The organism is Halohasta litorea (genome assembly GCF_024494645.1).
GTDB classification, from domain to species: Archaea; Halobacteriota; Halobacteria; order Halobacteriales; family Haloferacaceae; genus Halohasta; species Halohasta litorea.
Map to the genome: position 1 here is coordinate 814,670 of NZ_JANHDJ010000001.1, position 15,917 is coordinate 830,586.

A 15,917-nucleotide genomic window follows, 5' to 3' on the forward strand; every position below is an offset into this window, starting at 1 on the left:
CTACCACTGAGTCGTGCTGACGAAGGACCTCCTTCGCGTCTCCCGGCGCGGCGGCAGCTACCGCCCGGAGTTCATCGGTCGTGAGCATCGGCCACTCGCCGCTCGACTGATTGCTGTTTATAATGACCACGTCGACGAGCCACGGCAGGAAGTCGACGAAGCGGTCGAAGCCATCGAACGCGAAGAGTCCGATTTCAAACTCGTCCGCGGCTTTGCCGCGCTGCTCGACCGCGAGGCCACCTTCGAGACGATCGCACCACTCCCACCCGAACGAACGCGGCGGCGGGTCTTCGAGGCCGCCGAGACCGTCGGCGTCGCCACATCCGAGGATCGCGAGCAGGCCCTTATAACTGCGGCCGACGAACTTGCGGTCGACACCGCTGCGGTCGAGGACTCGTTGTATGCGGATCGTGACTGCAATCAGCGACTGACGGCCTTCGACTCTCGGTGGGACCCCGACGACCTGATCGAGCAGTACAACCTCTCGCTGGCCCAGACCGCACTGTTCGATGCCACGGAGGTCACGGTGACGAGCGACGACCCCCGTGGGCTCGTCTCAGCGATCAAACGGCTCGGCCTGCTATACGAGATCGACTGCCAGGAGCAGGCCGCTGGTCCCGACGAGCGGACGGTCGTCGTCACCGGCCCCGACCGACTGTTTCGCCGCACGCGCCGGTACGGCACCGCCTTCGCCCGATTGCTGCGGTCGGTCGCGGCGAGCACCGAGTGGGAGCTCCGGGCGACGATCGACGACCGTGGCACCGAACGCGAATTCGTACTGACCGAAACCGACGTGACGGTGCCGGGCGTCGAGCCGGTCGCCGAACCGAGTTACGACAGCGGCATTGAGGCCGACTTCGCCGCCCGGTTTTCCAGCCTCGATCTCGACTGGGAGTTGCGTCGTGAACCGGGGCTCCTGGAGACGGGCACCAGCGTGATGATCCCGGATTTCGCCTTCGACTACCGCTATGGAGAGTTTCGGGTCTACTTCGAGGTGATGGGCTTTTGGACGCCCGAATACGTCGAGAAGAAACTCGGTCAGTTGGAGACCGTCGAAGACGTCGACCTCATCGTCGCGGTCGACGAGTCGCTGGGCGTCGGCGAGGCGATCAAGGCGACCGACCACCGGGCGATTCCGTACTCGGGATCGGTGCGCGTGAAGGACGTGGTCGACGTGCTCCGAGAGTACGAGGCCGACCTCGTGGACGAAGCCGCCGCTGAGTTGCCCGACGACCTCCAGCCCGAGGCTGACGTGATCGAGTTGGAGACGCTCGCGGCCGACTACGGCGTCTCGGTCGACGTGATCACTGACCGGACGTTTCCGGACCACCGGCGCGTCGGCCAGTGGCTGGTTCGGCCCGCCGTGCTGGATTCGATCGGGACCGAACTTTCGGCCGGGATGTCATTTTCGGACGCAGAGAAGGTCATCGACGAGCACGGTCCCACCGACGCCAGCGCGGTGCTGGCGGCGGTCGGCTACCGCGTCGAGTGGGAGGGACTGACCGGCGGGGTAGTTAAAAAGCGGTAGCTGGTAGCGATCCGGTGGCCGAGCCGTCGCGTCCCGCCACGACCTTTTTGCTGGTTCGGGCCCTCCGGTAGCTATGGTCCTCAAACGATTGCTCGGCTCGAAGTGGTCACGGCTGTTTAGCGTCGTGACGGTGTTGTACAACGGGATTCGGGCACTGATCCGGGGCAACAGAGGCGTCGGCGCGCTGTTGATCGGGGTGGCCCTACTGGCGTATCGGTGGTCGCCACTCGGCATCGCAATCACGATCCTGATGCACCAGTACGGCGACGAAATCCGTGCGTGGGCGATGGGCCGATCCGAGCCGACTGCCTGAGCTACAGCACCGACAGCGCCTCTTGATTGCCTTTCGGCACCGTCGATCGCAGCTCGTCGTAGACATACAACGCCACGCCGACAGGTTCGCGCTCGCCCGCGAGCTCGTGGGCGGCGATCAGGTAGCCCCAGTCGCCGTCCCACTCGGGGAGGTCCTGGTCCTCGCCGCGGGCGAAGGTGGCCGCCTGTTCCGGTGAGAGATCGATGACGTTTTTCGTCGCATGACGGCCGAACCGCTGGACAGCGCTGTGGGTCGGCTTCCAGTGTTCCTGGCGCGTGCGCAGGACAGTCATCCCCAGCCCCTCGATCCGAACCGGACTGGGGTTGTCAGCGGCGAAGATCCAGATTTTACCCTTGCCTTTCTCCCAGAACGAAAAGTCCTCGAAGACCGCGGGTTCGATACCGAACCGCTCGTTGAAGAACTCGACGACCTCCTCGCGGGAGGCCCGCCCTTTCACTTCGCGGTCGGCAGACGTGGCGGGCAGTCGACCGAACCGCTGGCCGACGTTGTCCCGCAGGTTCTCCTCGTCACTCTCGCTGCCCTCGCCGGTGTCGTCGGTTTCGGGGTCGCTCATGCGGTTACCTCCAGTTTCGCACAGTAGAACCCGCCCGTATCGTTGAGATGCGGGTAGATCCGGTGGGTCTGCTCGACGCTCGAATCGTACTCGTCGTCCTCCCACTCGGTGACGCCGGGCCGCGATTCGAGCGGGCAGTCGAAGGCGACGACCTCGCAGTCCTCGGTCTCCAGGACATGATCGATGACGGCCTCGTTTTCCTCGGGCGCGAAGGTACACGTCGAGTAGACCACCGTACCGCCGGGTTTGGTGGCCTGGACTGCCCGCGAGAGGATGCCCTTTTGAATGGCCGAGACGCTGTGGACGTGCTCCAAGGTCCACTGGTCGAGGGTGTCGGGGTTCTTGCGGATCGTCCCCTCACATGAACAAGGTGCGTCGACGATGGCCCGGTCGAACTCGTCGAAGCCGAACGGTTTCAGCGAGAAGTTCCGGCCATCCTGCTTGGTGACTACAAGATTCGTCACGCCGAGCCGTTCGGCGTTGTGCCGGAGCGCCGACAGTCGCCCGAGGTTGTTGTCGTTGCCAACCACGACGCCGCGATCGTCCATCATCGCCGACAGCTGGGTGGTTTTGCTGCCCGGCGCGGCACAGCTGTCCCAGACCTTTTCGCCGGGCTGTGGATCGAGCGCGATCGCGGGGAGTGCCGAGACCTCTTCCTGGCCGTGAAGCCAGCCGTGGAAGTAGGGCCACGATGTGCCCGGCCCGCGTTCGTCGAGCCGGAGGAGTTCGGGGTTCCAGTCGACCTCCTCGTAGCCGACCCCTTCCTCGTCGAGGGCCGCTCGCGCACGGTCGGGCGTCGACCTGATCGTATTTACGCGAACGACCGACGGCAAGGGGCGCTCACAAGCGTCGAAAAAGGCCTCTCGGTCGTCAACGAGCGGGGCATACCGCTCTAACGGATTCATGACTCCTCTTTCGAGTGCCGCCGTTAGTCCGTTTCGGAGTGGCTGCGGATCGAGCGGGACCCATCCAGCACCAACGATTAGGTGCCGGGGCGACGTAGGTCGAGTATGACACAGATTGACATTGTCGACGAGGGGGTATCGCTGGACAGTCCCGTGCTGGTCGAGGGGTTCCCGGGCGTCGGGTTGGTCGGGAAGATGGCCGTCGACCATCTCATCGCGACCTTCGAGATGGACCACTACGCCAACGTCTACTGCGATACCATTCCACCGGTGGCGACGTATCAGGAGGACAGCCGGGAGCTGGTGACACCGGTGCGGCTCTACGTCGACGCCGAGCGGGATCTGTTAGCGATCCAAAGCGACGTGCCGATCGGCCCGGAGGCGGCCACCGAGTTCGGCAACTGTGTCGCGGGCTGGTTCGCCGAGGCCGACGTGCTGCCTGTCTATATCTCCGGACTGCCACGCCAGACCGACGATGTCCCGAGTTTATATGGAGTTGCGACCGACGACGCTGCCGGTGATCGGCTCACTGACGCCGGGGTCGACCAACCCGCTGAGATGGGGCTTATTTCGGGGCCGACCGGCGCGCTGTTGGCCCATGCGACCGAACACGACAACACGGCCGTCGGGCTCGTCGTCGAGTCGAACCCACAGCTGCCCGATCCGATCGCCTCTCAGGTCGTCATCGAGGGTGGGATCGAACCCATCGCCGGGATCTCGGTGCCGACCGAAGACCTCTCGGCGCGCGCCGAGGAGATCGAGCAGGCCCGCCAACAGCTCATTCAGCGAATGCAGCAGGCCACCGAAGACAGCAGCCGTGCCCAACCGCTGCGGATGTACCAGTAAGGTCGATGATCGGGCGGTCATGGGTCAGCTTCTGAACTCTTAAGCCGCCGAAGCGACTGGACCGCAATATGAGCGACGACCCAGCAGCGGTCGACGAATCGGCTGCCGAACCGACCGACGCCAACGAGGACTCGGAGCCCGACGTGGCCGAGACTGCTGGCACAGAGACGGTCGAGGCGGAGGCCGATGGAGCCGACCAAGCCGACCGATCGGTCCAGGAGCTCGAAGCCCGGATCGAGGCGTTGGAAGCCGAACTCGACGAGAAAGACGACGAGATCGACGAGCTCACCGAAAAGCTCCAGCGCTCGCGGGCGGACTTCCAGAACTACAAAAAACGAATGGAAGACAAACAGGAGGAGATGCAGGCCCGCGCGGCCGAGGATCTCGTCTCGCAGTTCACGAAGATCCGCGGCAACCTCGTCCGGGCGCTCGATCAGGACGCCGACGCCGACATCCGGCCGGGCATCCAGTCGACCCTCGACGAGTTCGACACCATCCTCCAGGAGGAAAACGTCGAGATCATCTCGCCGGAACCGGGCGACGAGGTCGACCCCCAGCGCCACGAAGTAATGATGCGGGTCGACAGCGACCAGCCCGACGGCACGGTCGCCGACGTCTATCAGGACGGCTACGAGATGGCAGGCAAAGTCCTGCAGGCTGCCCAAGTGACAGTCAGCAGCGACGACTGAGCACGCGGCGGTTGCATTGCGGTCATACTAAACCTGTCGGGCGGATCGATTTCTGTTCTCGATAATCGCAAGACAGCGCCGCGTCAGGGACTGGGCGTGTGTCGCAGTATCTAGTAACCTTTAACCGATCCAAGCCGGTAATTAGGGCCAACATGGCCAGCGAGAAGATTCTCGGTATTGACCTTGGTACCACGAACAGCGCGTTCGCGGTTATGGAAGGTGGAGAGCCCGAAATCATCGTCAACTCCGAGGGGAACCGGACGACGCCCTCGGTCGTTGCCTTTTCCGATGACGATGAACGGCTGGTCGGCAAGCCAGCCAAAAACCAGGCTGTACAGAACCCCGATAAAACGATCCAGTCGATCAAGCGCCACATGGGCGAGGAGGATTACGAGGTCGAGATCGAGGGCGACTCCTACACCCCCGAGCAGATCTCGGCGATGATCCTCCAGAAGATCAAACGCGACGCCGAGGAGTATCTCGGCCACGATGTCGAGAAGGCCGTTATCACGGTTCCGGCCTACTTCAACGACAAACAGCGACAGGCGACCAAGAACGCCGGACAGATCGCCGGCTTCGAGGTCGACCGCATTGTCAACGAGCCGACCGCCGCGTCGATGGCCTACGGGCTCGACGACGAGTCCGATCAGACGGTTCTCGTTTACGACCTCGGTGGCGGCACCTTCGACGTGAGCGTCCTGGAACTCGGCGACGGCGTCTACGACGTGGTTGCAACCAACGGGGACAACGACCTCGGTGGCGACGACTGGGACGACGCCATCATCGACCACCTCGCCGAGGAGTTCGAAAACGACCACGGGATCGACCTCCGAGAGGACCGTCAGGCCCTCCAGCGCCTCAAAGAAGCGGCCGAAGAGGCCAAGATCGAACTCTCCTCCCGCAAAGAGGCCAAAATCAATCTGCCGTTCATCACGGCCACGGATTCGGGGCCGGTCCACCTCGAAACCTCGATCACACGGGCGACCTTCGAGAGCCTCACCTCGGATCTGATCGACCGCACGGTCGGCCCGACGGAGCAGGCCATCGAGGACGCCGGGATCTCCGACAGCGACATCGACGAGGTCATCCTCGTGGGTGGCTCGACGCGGATGCCCCAAGTAGCAGAGAAGGTCGAGGAGATCATCGGCCAGGAGCCGAAAAAGAACGTCAACCCCGACGAGGCGGTCGCGCTGGGCGCGGCGATCCAGGGCGGCGTCCTCGCCGGAGACGTCGACGACATCGTCCTGCTCGACGTGACGCCGCTCAGTCTCGGAATCGAGGTCAAAGGCGGGCTCTTCGAGCGACTCATCGACAAGAACACGACGATCCCGACCGAGGCCTCGAAGATCTTCACCACCGCTGCTGCAAACCAGACCTCGGTGCAGGTCCGGGTCTTCCAGGGTGAGCGTGAGATCGCCGACGAGAACGAACTGCTCGGCGAGTTCATGCTGAGCGGGATTCCACCGGCTCCGGCCGGGACGCCACAGATCGAAGTCGAGTTCTCGATCGACGCCGACGGCATCGTCAACGTTTCGGCGGAGGATCAGGGCTCGGGCAACGCCGAATCGATCACCATCGAGGGCGGCGCTGGGCTCTCCGACGAGGAAGTCGAGCGCATGCAGGAGGAAGCCGAGCAGCACGCCGAAGAGGATGAAGCGCGCCGCGAGCGCATCGAAGCCCGCAACGACGCCGAGGGCGCAGTCCAGCGCGCCGAGTCGCTGCTCGAAGAGAACGAAGAGCAGGTCGACGAGGACCTCGAGGCCGACATTCGGGACGCGATGGACGACGTCGAAGACGTGCTCGAAGACGACGAGGCCGACACCGAGGAACTCCAGGACGTCACCGAGTCGCTGACCGAACAGCTCCAGGAGATCGGCAAGCAGATGTACCAACAGCAGGCCCAGCAGGCCCAGGCCGGTCCCGGCGGAGCCGGTGCCGCCGGTGGCCCTGAGGGCGGCTTCGGTCCCGGTGCCGAGGGGGCAGCCGGTGAGGGCGACGAGTACGTCGACGCCGACTTCGAAGACGCGGACGACAAAGACGACGAATAGACGACGCTGACGGTCTACCGCAGCCTTCTCTTCCCGGTTCGACACGATATCCGATTTTTCGACAGGTCACCCGAGCGGGCACCTGACCTTTGACAACGGACGCCGAAGTCGACGCTATGTCCGCCAGTCGACCGAACGTCCTCCTGCTTTTGACCGATCAAGAACGCGCCGACCTCGTGGCTCCCGACGGCCTCCCCGTTGAAACGCCGAATATCGATCGTCTCCGCCAGCAAGGGATGTGGTTCGACTCTGCTTACACGCCGACGAGCATCTGTACGAGTGCTCGGGCTTCATTGTTAACCGGTCTTTACCCCCACGCCCACGGACTGCTCAATAACAGCCACGAGGCGGATGCGATCCGGACAGATCTCCCCGAGGGGCTGCCGACGCTGGGCGAACTGCTCGCCGAGGGCGGCTACACCAACACCTACCTCGGCAAATGGCACGTCAGCCACAACCACACGCCCGGCGATTTCGGCTTTCGCTACTTCGGTGGGAGCGACTATCACCATGACAACTTCGATGTCGCCTTCGAACACTACCGCGAATCCCACGGCACCACTGTTCACGAAACTGATGTCGAAGACCGGATCTATACCGGCGCGAACGACGACGGCACCCTCATCGCCGGGACCGATCCGGTGCCGGTCGAGTTCTCGCGGCCCTACTTTCTGGCCGAGCGGACGATCAATGCACTCGAACGCTGGGTCGATGGTGACCGCCAGCCGTGCTTCCACCGCACGGACTTCTTAGGGCCACATCACCCCTATGTCGTCCCCGAGCCGTATGCCTCGATGTACGATCCGGGCGAGATCGAGCCGTGGGGCACCTACGCCGAGACGTTCGACGGCAAGCCACGCGCCCACGAGCAGTATCTACAGTATCGAGGGGTAGCGAGCTTCGACTGGGAGACGTGGGCCGAGGCTGTCGCGAAATACTTCGGCTTTATGACGCTGATCGACGACCAGATCGGGCGGGTGCTCGATGCGCTCGACGAGCTCGGTCTCGCCGCGGAGACGGCCGTGGTCCACACTTCGGATCACGGCGATCTCACCGGCTCCCACCGCCTGTTCAACAAGGGACCGATGATGTACGAGGAGACCTACCGGATTCCGCTGGTCGTCCGGTGGCCGGGCGTCGTCGAGGCCGGAAGCCAGTCGGATGCGTTCGTCCGCCTCCAGGACCTCATGCCGACGTTCCTGGAGTGGGCCAACGCCGACGTTCCCGAGGGGCTCCACGCCAGGAGTATCCAGCCGCTACTCAGCGGCGAGACGCCCGCCGACTGGCCCGAATCCGTCTATGCCCAGTACCACGGCGACGAGTTCGGCCTCTACAGCCAGCGGATGGTCCGCACCGACCGGTACAAGTTCGTCTACAACGGCCCCGACCGCAACGAGCTCTACGATCTTGCGACCGACCCACACGAGCTCCAGAACCTCGCCGACCACCCGCAGTATGCCGATATTCGGGCTGCGATGGGACAGCGACTGGCCGACTGGATGGATCAGGTCGACGATTCGCTCCGAGGTTGGGTGCCCAAAACGCTACACTGAGAGAGTTCGGGAAACGATCCGTCCGATGGATTCGTCCTCTACTCGTGTGGTAACATACAACACGATGGGGTCGACCGTACCGAACCGTATTATCTACCGTCTACTTGCTGGTAGGCGGGGTTATCCCTCAGCCGAGACCGGCCGAAGACACCGTATTGTAGACTGTACGTATCCGTTTCTGTAGTTTTGTTCGGGAGAACAGCCGAAGTGGTTGTCAGGTAGCGGTAGTGGTTATATACGCGAATCGGTCATTCCAGTAGTAGTCTCATAAAAGCCTGTAGGTAACTGATTACAATACGTTTATCCAGTGAGTATTCGGCACTCACCGGCCCGATCAGGGCTGGGGGGACCAACCATGTCCGACGAACGAAAGCTGTCAAGACGAGCGAGCCTTCGAGGTATCGCAGCGACCGGCGCGATCATCAGCGGCACTGGTCTCAGTGCCGGGACGGTCAGCGCGAGCGAGAAAAAGGCCGAGTACATCAAAGAGATCGACTTCGAGGACTGCCACTCGATGGCCGTTCATCTGAAGAAGGGCGTCGACGAGCTCCCGATCACGATCAGAGCCTACAACGCCAAAAACGAGCGGATCGAGAACATCCGCCAGACGATCAAGCAAAAGGAGTTGTTGCCGTACGAGCTGTGGAAAGAGATCCACGACGGCGACGATCACGAGGACGATCTCGACGAGTACGACGACCACGACGACAAAAAGAAAGACGACGACCACGACGACGAGAAGTGTCTCTGCGGTGAGCACGACGATGATGACGATGAGCATAAAAAGAAGGACGACCACGACCGGAAACGCGTCTGGACGTTCGACATCTACCAGTTCTACGATCACGCGATCGACGCCGACGACAAGATCCTCTCGGTGAAGATCGGCGACAAGCGGATCAAAAACACCAACGACTGCGCGAAAAAGTACCCCACCGACTACGACAAGAAAGGCGACATCGACACCGACGACATCGGTCTCGTGGCGATCTGTGTCAACGGCGACGACAACACGGCACGCTACCGCGTCGACAACTGGAACAAAAAGGCGGTGACGGTTCAGTACGACGTCTACAACACTGACCGTGGCGGTGAGGTGCTGATCGAGCCACAGAGCTCGACCTACTTCGATGTCGAAGCGACCGGCTCGGGCGGTGAGGCGACCGTTCGACTGTTCTACGAGGGCGAACAGATCGATGTCAAGGCCAGCAACACCGAGCGCGACTGTCTCGCCGCAGATGATGTCGCGTTCAGCGTGAACGACGTCGACTACTCGAAACGGAAAGTCGAGTTCTACCTCCACGACGGAACCGACTTCGATCGGACGTTCAACTACTACAACTATGAGACCGGAGCCGCGGGGACGATCACGGTTCACGACGGTCCCGCCAGTGCCGAGACGTTCTGGCTCGACGCACCACGCTGCAAGGCGTCGGTCAAACTGTTCTATCAGGGCCACGTTGTCGGTGAAGCCGAGAATACTAGCGATCTCGACGGGCCAGTGGTCAACAAAACCCAACAAGAAAGCTACGAGACGATCCAGGAGGCGGTCGACGACGCCAATGAGGGCGATACGATTATCGTCTGCGAGGACCAGGAACCCGCCGAGACGGTTGTAGTCGACGTAGAGAACCTAACGATAGAAGGGTTCGAAAAACCGATTGTTGAGGTGAACGCCACTTCTGCATTCAGCATTGAAGCCGACGGCGTAACGATTGACGGCCTCGAAATACGAAATCCGGCAAGTGGGATCTCGGCTAATCCGGGCGACTTCGGTGGGGCCGTCGGGATAACTGTCAGTGCCGGAACTGAGAACGTGCGTATAAAAAATAATGAGATCACCGAGATTGGAACAGAGAACGACGACGCGAACGCAATCGGAATTCTGGCGAATGACGGCACCAGCGGGATCAAGATCTATAACAACGAAATCAGCGACCTCGAAGGGACTGACGAAGACCAAGGTGCTGTGCAAGCGATCCTGATCGACGAATCCGGCACACAGATCACCGACGTGACGGTCAAAAACAATACAATCTCCAACCTGCTCGACACGCGCTCGACAGTTGCGGTCCGATTCAATGGCGATGTTTCCGGTGAGATCAGTGACAATGACATCAGTGATCTGAACACCGAGGGTAATACCGCTGGTGGCGATCCCGGTGGCTTCACTCAGGTTATTTCGCTGGCTCGAGGTGGCGCTAGCACTACCGGCCCCTCGAATGTCACAATCGAAGACAATTCCATTTCTGACATCGAGACGACGACTCCGGATAACTTCTTTGGACCCACCCACATCATCGTAGGGGCAGATGCGGACGCAGCGACAATTATCATCGAATCGAACGAGTTCTCCGGAGACAGTACTGACGACGATGAATTCTACATCATCGACGAAACTGGAGATCTGGATCTGGATTCTGTGCTGGATGACAACAGCTTCGATCCGCCAGGAGATGTCACCTCGTTCAACGGTGGCGCAATCGTGAGAGACGACTAGACGAGAGTCCGCTAACTCCCGACACCATACGTTACCGATGGTGTCTCTCTATCTGTATTTTTCGTGAGGCAGAGATCACGAACGATTCTTCCCGAACTCGGTGAAACAGCGGTAGGAACCACGACATCTCGTAGAACGTGTCTGGGTGTGAACAACCAACCGACACACATTCACTGTTACTCGCAACACACTCTTCGAAGGACGAACGCTCGACGAGGTTATCATCACCTTCGTACTCTACGTAGATACGCTGCTTAATCAGCCAAATCGCTCACCCCGGCATGACAGGTGTCGCGGGTACGTGGCACTCGTCTCTGACAACGAGAAAACCGTTCCACACTCCGAAGAGTTCGTCACTGATGAGGGCGTCCTCGTCAACCAAGTCGAATGTATCTGGTCACTCGTGAACCGTGGCTGCAGAAGTTTTGTGGGCTCTCGCCCGGATTGAAGCAGTCCGTTCGACGGGTTCGTACGGACAGTGAACTCGCTGAATACCGTTGAGTGAGCTCATTGACTGCTTTGCGATCAACGTGTTTTACTGAGTTATGCAAGAGCCTCACAGACAGCTCGTTGATGGGAGGTGATTGGCGTCAATATTCAGCTACGTAATCAGCATCGTAGTGAAAAATCGAACGCCGTCGACTACCGATGACTCAGGCGAGCCCCGACGACCAACGAGAATATCGCAACAAGACCGCCGACGATTCCGAATCCTGGAGCCTCGTCGGCCGTCGCAGCGTCGTCAGCGCCGTTCGCCTCGGTGCCGTTGTCTGCTGTCGATTCAGCCGCCTCGACGCCCGCTGCGGTTCCGTTTTCAGCTGACTCGTCCGATGTGAGTTGGAGGACGACAACGACCTGTCCGTGTGACTCCGATTCGCGAAACGTCCATCCACCGCCAGCATCCTCGTATGAGGTCGCCGCGTCGATGGGGTCGATATCCGTCTCCCAGGCGTAGCCGTCCCGCTGGATGTAGCCGACGACCTCGATCTCGTCGGCGTGATCGCCGTCGACGGTGGCCTCGCCGTACTCGATTTCGTCGCCGATGGCAGGTCCGTGGAACTCGATACAGTGGCTATCCATGCGGCCGTCGCCCTGGGCGACGTCATCGCTGGTCCCGAACTGATCGGCATCGAGCGGTCGTTCGTAGTGCTCGGTGAGCGGGTACTCGACGGTCATCGGATCGGCACTACTGTGCCACTCTAGCGTCTCGCCGGTCGGGATCGTGACCGTCGTGTTCGGCACCGTCTCGCCGACGATCGGCTCGCCCGCTTCGTTGAGCAGGACGGTGCAGATCTTTCCGGAGCCGTCGCCGAGATACGGATCGCGGTACTCGTCGCGGGGGTTGACGTAGCTCACCCAACTCCCGTCGTCGGCTGCGGCCTCGAAGTACTCGTCGCCGGGCTCCGGCGCTGGCTCGGTGTAGGCGTCCTCGGTGACGTTCACTGCATTGGTTTCGCCCTGGGCTGCAACGGCTGCAGGGGCAACGATACTGCCGATGAGGCTGAGACACAGGAGGACGGCGAAACCGACCCGACTGCGCTCCCAGACTCGTGGATGTAGCTGTGACATTGGTGGTTGTTCGTGGTGTCACTCGGCACGCCTCGACAGGATTGGAGTCCTCGATGGCGCATCGAGAGTGACACTCCCACCGCTGGCTACACCGTTCGGTCGTTTAGCTACCCTCCGTATAACCGCCCGAATACGCCGTGTCCCTGTTGGGCTGTTCGAACTCCCGGTCCAGTAGGTGTTGTCTACCGCTTCGTAGACACTCTCTACCCACCCGTTCTCTCGGATCGCAGAGGCTGTTCAGAGATAGCCCAGATCGGCCAGCCGCTGTTCGGTCGAGGCGCTCATCTCGACTGCAGTCTCGGGGGTATGATCCCGCTCGACGGTGCCCAGCCAGTCGTCAAGCCGGGTGTCGAGTTGGGCTGCGAGTGCGGGTCGCTGGTCGGCCCGGTTGTGATGTTCGTCGCCATCGGCGGCCAGATAGAGCCACTGTGAGCCATCCGACCCTCGAATATACGTTGCCCCCTCGGTTCGCACCGACCGGAGCGACCGATCGAAGCCACGAACCCGGTCGGGAAGCTCGCCAAATCTGGCTTCCAGCGAGTCGACCGCGGGCTGGGGCTGGATATGTTCGGCAAAGACTGCGTCTCGGGGAGTGGTCGCCGACCGCGGGTGGAACGACTGGCCCTGTGCCTGCATCGCCAACTCGGGGGCCGAGATACCGGCCGTCTCCAGGAGCGTCGGGACGAGATCGAGCAGTTGGACGAACCCATCGCGCTGGCTACCGTCCTGAAACGGACCGCCAGTGATGACAAGCGGGACGTGAACGACCGTCTCGTGGAGGTTGTACTGATGACCGAAAAAGCCGTACTCGCCGATGTTTTCGCCGTGATCGCCGAGCACCACGAAAATCGTGTTCTCCCATTCGCCCGCTTTTTGAATCGAATCACGGAGCCGACCGAGCTGGGCGTCGACGTAGGCGAGCTCGCCCCGATAGAGTCCGCGGAGTAGCTCACATTCCCGCTCGGAGAGGTCGTACTCGCCGACGTCGAAGGCCCGCGGGTCCTGTCGGAGTCCGAGCGCCTCGTCGACCGCCGTTGGCGAGAGGAACTGCTCGGCGTACTCCCGGGGTGGATCGTACTCGATATGTGGCTCGATGTAGTTACAGAACAGGAAAAACGGCTGGTCGGTGCGCCTGTGTTGCCGGTCGGCAAGCCACTCGGTGATCCAGTCAGTCGTCCGGGCAGCCCCGTTGTCGCCACAGAGATACCGTTCGTAGGCAACGTTTGCCAGCGTGATCGCCGGATTCCCCGCGAGCAACTGGTCTTTGAACGACGTTAGTCGCTCACTAACGCCGCTGGCTCGGACGACTGCGCCGGTGTCGACATCGGACTGAATGTACTGCCAGCCCTTCCGAAACCGATCGAAGCCACGATCAAAGCCGAACTCGCCGGTGATCCAGCAGTTGTTCGAGACGCCGACCGTCTCGTAGCCTGCCGATTGGAAGGCCGCCGGTACTGTCTCGTGGTCGGCATCGAGATAGGTGTGGCCGCCGTGGGCTCCGTGGGCGGCGGTGTACAGTCCGGTAAACAGCGAGGCGTGGGAGGGGAGCGTCCACGGCGAACTGGTGTAGGCGCGGGTGAACTCGGTTCCGGCGGCGGCCAGCGACGCCAGTGTGGGGGTAATTCGGGACGCCGCGGGGACGGTTTCCTTCGCCCGCGCGGTGTCCATGACGACGAGAACGACGTTTGGCCGGTCGTCCCCGTCGCCGAGATCATGGGGGTCCGTCGTCGACCGGGGGCTGCTGTCGGGGGACATGGTATACACAGTACGCCAACTCGTCGTAAGGCAGTAGTTGCAGAACACTGACCACGTGTATCCGGCAGGATCGACGCCGACACTGACGCTCCCGGCTGCGGCTCACGGAGTATTTAAACTGCGGGACCGGAGATTCCCCAATGCGTGCGTTCCGTCTCGCCTACGATGGCCGCCCGTTTTACGGCTTTCAGCGCCAGCCCGACGTGCCGACCGTCGAGGGGACGCTGTTCGCGGCGCTCCGGTCGCTGTCGGTACTACCGAGCGACGCCCACCGGCCAGAGGGGTATGCGGCGGCGGGCCGAACCGACGCCGGAGTGTCGGCGGTCGCTCAGACGGTTGCCTTCGAGTGTCCCGACTGGCTAACTCCGCGGGCGCTCAACAGCGAACTCCCCGGCACGATCCGGGCGTGGGCCAGCGCCGATGTCGCCCCCGAGTTCCATGCCACCCACCACGCGGTTCGCCGAGTATACACCTACTATTTATATGCACCCCAGAAGGAGAGCCGAAGCCTCGATGGTCGGCCCCCGGTCGACGACGAGCGGACCACCGCGGCACTCGATGTGCTCTGTGGATACAACGATTTTCACAACCTGACATCCGACGACCACGGGACTCGGCGTGGGCTATCGGGGCGTGTCGACCGCGACGGCGAGTGGCTGGTAGTCGAGGTCGCTGCGGGGGGGTTCGCCCGCGAGCTCGTCCGGCGGCTGGCGTCGGTGGTTCGGATCGTCGGCAGCGGCGAGCGATCGGCCGACTGGGTCGACGATCTCCTCGGCCCCGAACCGGTCGACCCGCGGCCACCGCCTGCACCACCGGAGCCGCTCGTCCTCTCGGACGTTCGGTATCGGAGTGTCGACTTCAAGCGTGATCCGGAGGCCGTCGACAGCGGCGCGGTTGCTTTCGGCGAGCGGGCAATCGAGGCACTCGCCCGTGGGCGTGTTTCCCGGACAGTTGTCGACCGGCTCACGGAAAAATAGGGGTGAAGACAGCTACGTGTTCACTGTCAGGTCGATCTCGTCGGTCTGGGCACCCATGATGAGATTGTAGGTCGGCGACCGGGCCGGGTAGGTCGAGAGCTGTTTGATCTCCTCGGGAGAGAGATCTGGTGCTGTGACAGTCACCTCTAGGTGGATATCGCCGTACATCTCGTCGGCACGGTCGACGTCGTGGATGCCGAACAGCACGCGGAGGTCGACCGGGACGCTCACTCTCGTTTCGACCTCGTCGAAGTCGAGCCCCTCGCGCACAGCGTTGTAGCCGATCGTCCCGTTGATACACGCCGTGAGGGCTGCCAGTGCGACCTCGATCGACTCCTGTCGGTCTTCGAGTTCGGTGTAGCCCATCGCCTCTTCGATCTCCGGTGGCAGGCCGAACCGGATGGGGTGGGCTCGGTCCTCACCCATGCGTTCACCGCCGAGTTCCCACTCGCTGATCGTCGCTGTCGTGCGGTTGATGACGTCCTCGCTCGTCCCGGTTGCGCTGAACGTGACCGCGGCATCGTCGGGGTTCGAAGCCATCCAGTCGATGAATTCGAGATGGCTGCCGACGTTGATGCCGTGGCTGGTTTCGGGTGTGTGTTCTTCTGTTGCCATTGGGGACACCTGTCGTGAGAGATGAGTCCGACGAGCCTAACCGTA

The 15,917-nt window shown here is 62.0% G+C and carries 13 protein-coding genes and 1 pseudogene; 9 read left to right on the forward strand and 5 right to left on the reverse strand.

Annotation, left to right across the window (positions count from 1 at the left end; translation table 11 throughout):
• Positions 1-13: 13 nt before the first annotated feature.
• Positions 14-1,528 carry a DUF790 family protein gene (locus NO877_RS04290; RefSeq protein ID WP_256395072.1) on the forward strand — a complete coding sequence of 505 codons (1,515 nt, stop codon included), beginning with the start codon at positions 14-16 and terminating at the stop codon, positions 1,526-1,528.
• Positions 1,529-1,601: 73 nt separating this feature from the next.
• Positions 1,602-1,841, forward strand: a complete 240-nt coding sequence (locus NO877_RS04295) for a hypothetical protein (RefSeq protein ID WP_256395073.1) — start codon at positions 1,602-1,604, stop codon at positions 1,839-1,841.
• A gap of 1 nt (position 1,842) precedes the next feature.
• Here NO877_RS04295 and NO877_RS04300 read toward each other — a convergent pair whose 3' ends face one another.
• The gene (locus NO877_RS04300) at positions 1,843-2,415 is read right to left on the reverse strand and encodes a DUF7122 family protein (protein WP_256395074.1); all 573 of its coding nucleotides are present in this window, start codon (positions 2,413-2,415) and stop codon (positions 1,843-1,845) included.
• Positions 2,412-3,320 (reverse strand): RsmB/NOP family class I SAM-dependent RNA methyltransferase, encoded by a 909-nt coding sequence (locus tag NO877_RS04305; RefSeq protein WP_256395075.1) that lies wholly within the window; start codon positions 3,318-3,320, stop codon positions 2,412-2,414. Before NO877_RS04305 ends, NO877_RS04300 begins: the two co-directional genes overlap by 4 nt.
• A gap of 105 nt (positions 3,321-3,425) precedes the next feature.
• On the opposite strand from NO877_RS04305, the gene NO877_RS04310 reads away from it, so the two are divergent.
• The 6 genes and pseudogenes from NO877_RS04310 to NO877_RS04335 form a co-directional block, all read left to right on the forward strand.
• Positions 3,426-4,166 (forward strand): proteasome assembly chaperone family protein, encoded by a 741-nt coding sequence (locus tag NO877_RS04310; RefSeq protein WP_256395076.1) that lies wholly within the window; start codon positions 3,426-3,428, stop codon positions 4,164-4,166.
• 68 nt (positions 4,167-4,234) lie between these two features.
• On the forward strand, positions 4,235-4,855 hold the full coding sequence (locus NO877_RS04315; protein ID WP_256395077.1) for a nucleotide exchange factor GrpE: 621 nt from the start codon (positions 4,235-4,237) through the stop codon (positions 4,853-4,855).
• Between the two features lie 152 nt (positions 4,856-5,007).
• Positions 5,008-6,903, forward strand: a complete 1,896-nt coding sequence (gene dnaK, locus NO877_RS04320) for a molecular chaperone DnaK (RefSeq protein ID WP_256395078.1) — start codon at positions 5,008-5,010, stop codon at positions 6,901-6,903.
• Positions 6,904-7,019: 116 nt separating this feature from the next.
• Positions 7,020-8,456: a sulfatase family protein gene (locus NO877_RS04325; RefSeq protein ID WP_256395079.1), complete on the forward strand. Its 1,437-nt coding sequence runs from the start codon at positions 7,020-7,022 to the stop codon at positions 8,454-8,456.
• A gap of 355 nt (positions 8,457-8,811) precedes the next feature.
• Positions 8,812-10,956 carry a right-handed parallel beta-helix repeat-containing protein gene (locus tag NO877_RS04330; protein ID WP_256395080.1) on the forward strand — a complete coding sequence of 715 codons (2,145 nt, stop codon included), beginning with the start codon at positions 8,812-8,814 and terminating at the stop codon, positions 10,954-10,956.
• Between the two features lie 325 nt (positions 10,957-11,281).
• A pseudogene (locus tag NO877_RS04335) lies at positions 11,282-11,498 on the forward strand (IS1595 family transposase); the annotation flags it as partial.
• A 100-nt stretch (positions 11,499-11,598) separates the two neighbouring features.
• Here the strand turns inward: NO877_RS04335 and NO877_RS04340 are convergent.
• Both NO877_RS04340 and NO877_RS04345 read right to left on the reverse strand, forming a co-directional pair.
• Positions 11,599-12,525, reverse strand: coding sequence for a hypothetical protein (locus NO877_RS04340; RefSeq protein WP_256395081.1), 927 nt, complete (start codon positions 12,523-12,525; stop codon positions 11,599-11,601).
• Positions 12,526-12,762: 237 nt separating this feature from the next.
• Positions 12,763-14,280, reverse strand: coding sequence for a sulfatase (locus tag NO877_RS04345; RefSeq protein WP_256395082.1), 1,518 nt, complete (start codon positions 14,278-14,280; stop codon positions 12,763-12,765).
• 140 nt (positions 14,281-14,420) lie between these two features.
• On the opposite strand from NO877_RS04345, the gene truA reads away from it, so the two are divergent.
• Entirely contained in the window at positions 14,421-15,257 is an 837-nt protein-coding gene (gene truA / locus NO877_RS04350; protein WP_256395083.1) for a tRNA pseudouridine(38-40) synthase TruA, read from the forward strand.
• Positions 15,258-15,269: 12 nt separating this feature from the next.
• On the opposite strand, the gene NO877_RS04355 is transcribed toward truA, so the two are convergent.
• Positions 15,270-15,872, reverse strand: coding sequence for an OsmC family protein (locus NO877_RS04355; RefSeq protein WP_256395084.1), 603 nt, complete (start codon positions 15,870-15,872; stop codon positions 15,270-15,272).
• Between the last annotated feature and the right edge of the window lie 45 nt (positions 15,873-15,917).

Bases quoted from the DNA above. Each gene is read 5' to 3' on its own strand.
- NO877_RS04340 (WP_256395081.1), bottom strand. From the start codon at position 12,525: ATGTCACAGCTACATCCACGAGTCTGGGAGCGCAGTCGGGTCGGTTTC.
- NO877_RS04315 (WP_256395077.1), top strand. From the start codon at position 4,235: ATGAGCGACGACCCAGCAGCGGTCGACGAATCGGCTGCCGAACCGACC.
- NO877_RS04330 (WP_256395080.1), top strand. From the start codon at position 8,812: ATGTCCGACGAACGAAAGCTGTCAAGACGAGCGAGCCTTCGAGGTATC.
- NO877_RS04295 (WP_256395073.1), top strand. From the start codon at position 1,602: ATGGTCCTCAAACGATTGCTCGGCTCGAAGTGGTCACGGCTGTTTAGC.
- NO877_RS04355 (WP_256395084.1), bottom strand. From the start codon at position 15,872: ATGGCAACAGAAGAACACACACCCGAAACCAGCCACGGCATCAACGTC.
- NO877_RS04345 (WP_256395082.1), bottom strand. From the start codon at position 14,280: ATGTCCCCCGACAGCAGCCCCCGGTCGACGACGGACCCCCATGATCTC.
- NO877_RS04300 (WP_256395074.1), bottom strand. From the start codon at position 2,415: ATGAGCGACCCCGAAACCGACGACACCGGCGAGGGCAGCGAGAGTGAC.
- NO877_RS04325 (WP_256395079.1), top strand. From the start codon at position 7,020: ATGTCCGCCAGTCGACCGAACGTCCTCCTGCTTTTGACCGATCAAGAA.
- dnaK (WP_256395078.1), top strand. From the start codon at position 5,008: ATGGCCAGCGAGAAGATTCTCGGTATTGACCTTGGTACCACGAACAGC.
- NO877_RS04305 (WP_256395075.1), bottom strand. From the start codon at position 3,320: ATGAATCCGTTAGAGCGGTATGCCCCGCTCGTTGACGACCGAGAGGCC.
- NO877_RS04310 (WP_256395076.1), top strand. From the start codon at position 3,426: ATGACACAGATTGACATTGTCGACGAGGGGGTATCGCTGGACAGTCCC.
- truA (WP_256395083.1), top strand. From the start codon at position 14,421: ATGCGTGCGTTCCGTCTCGCCTACGATGGCCGCCCGTTTTACGGCTTT.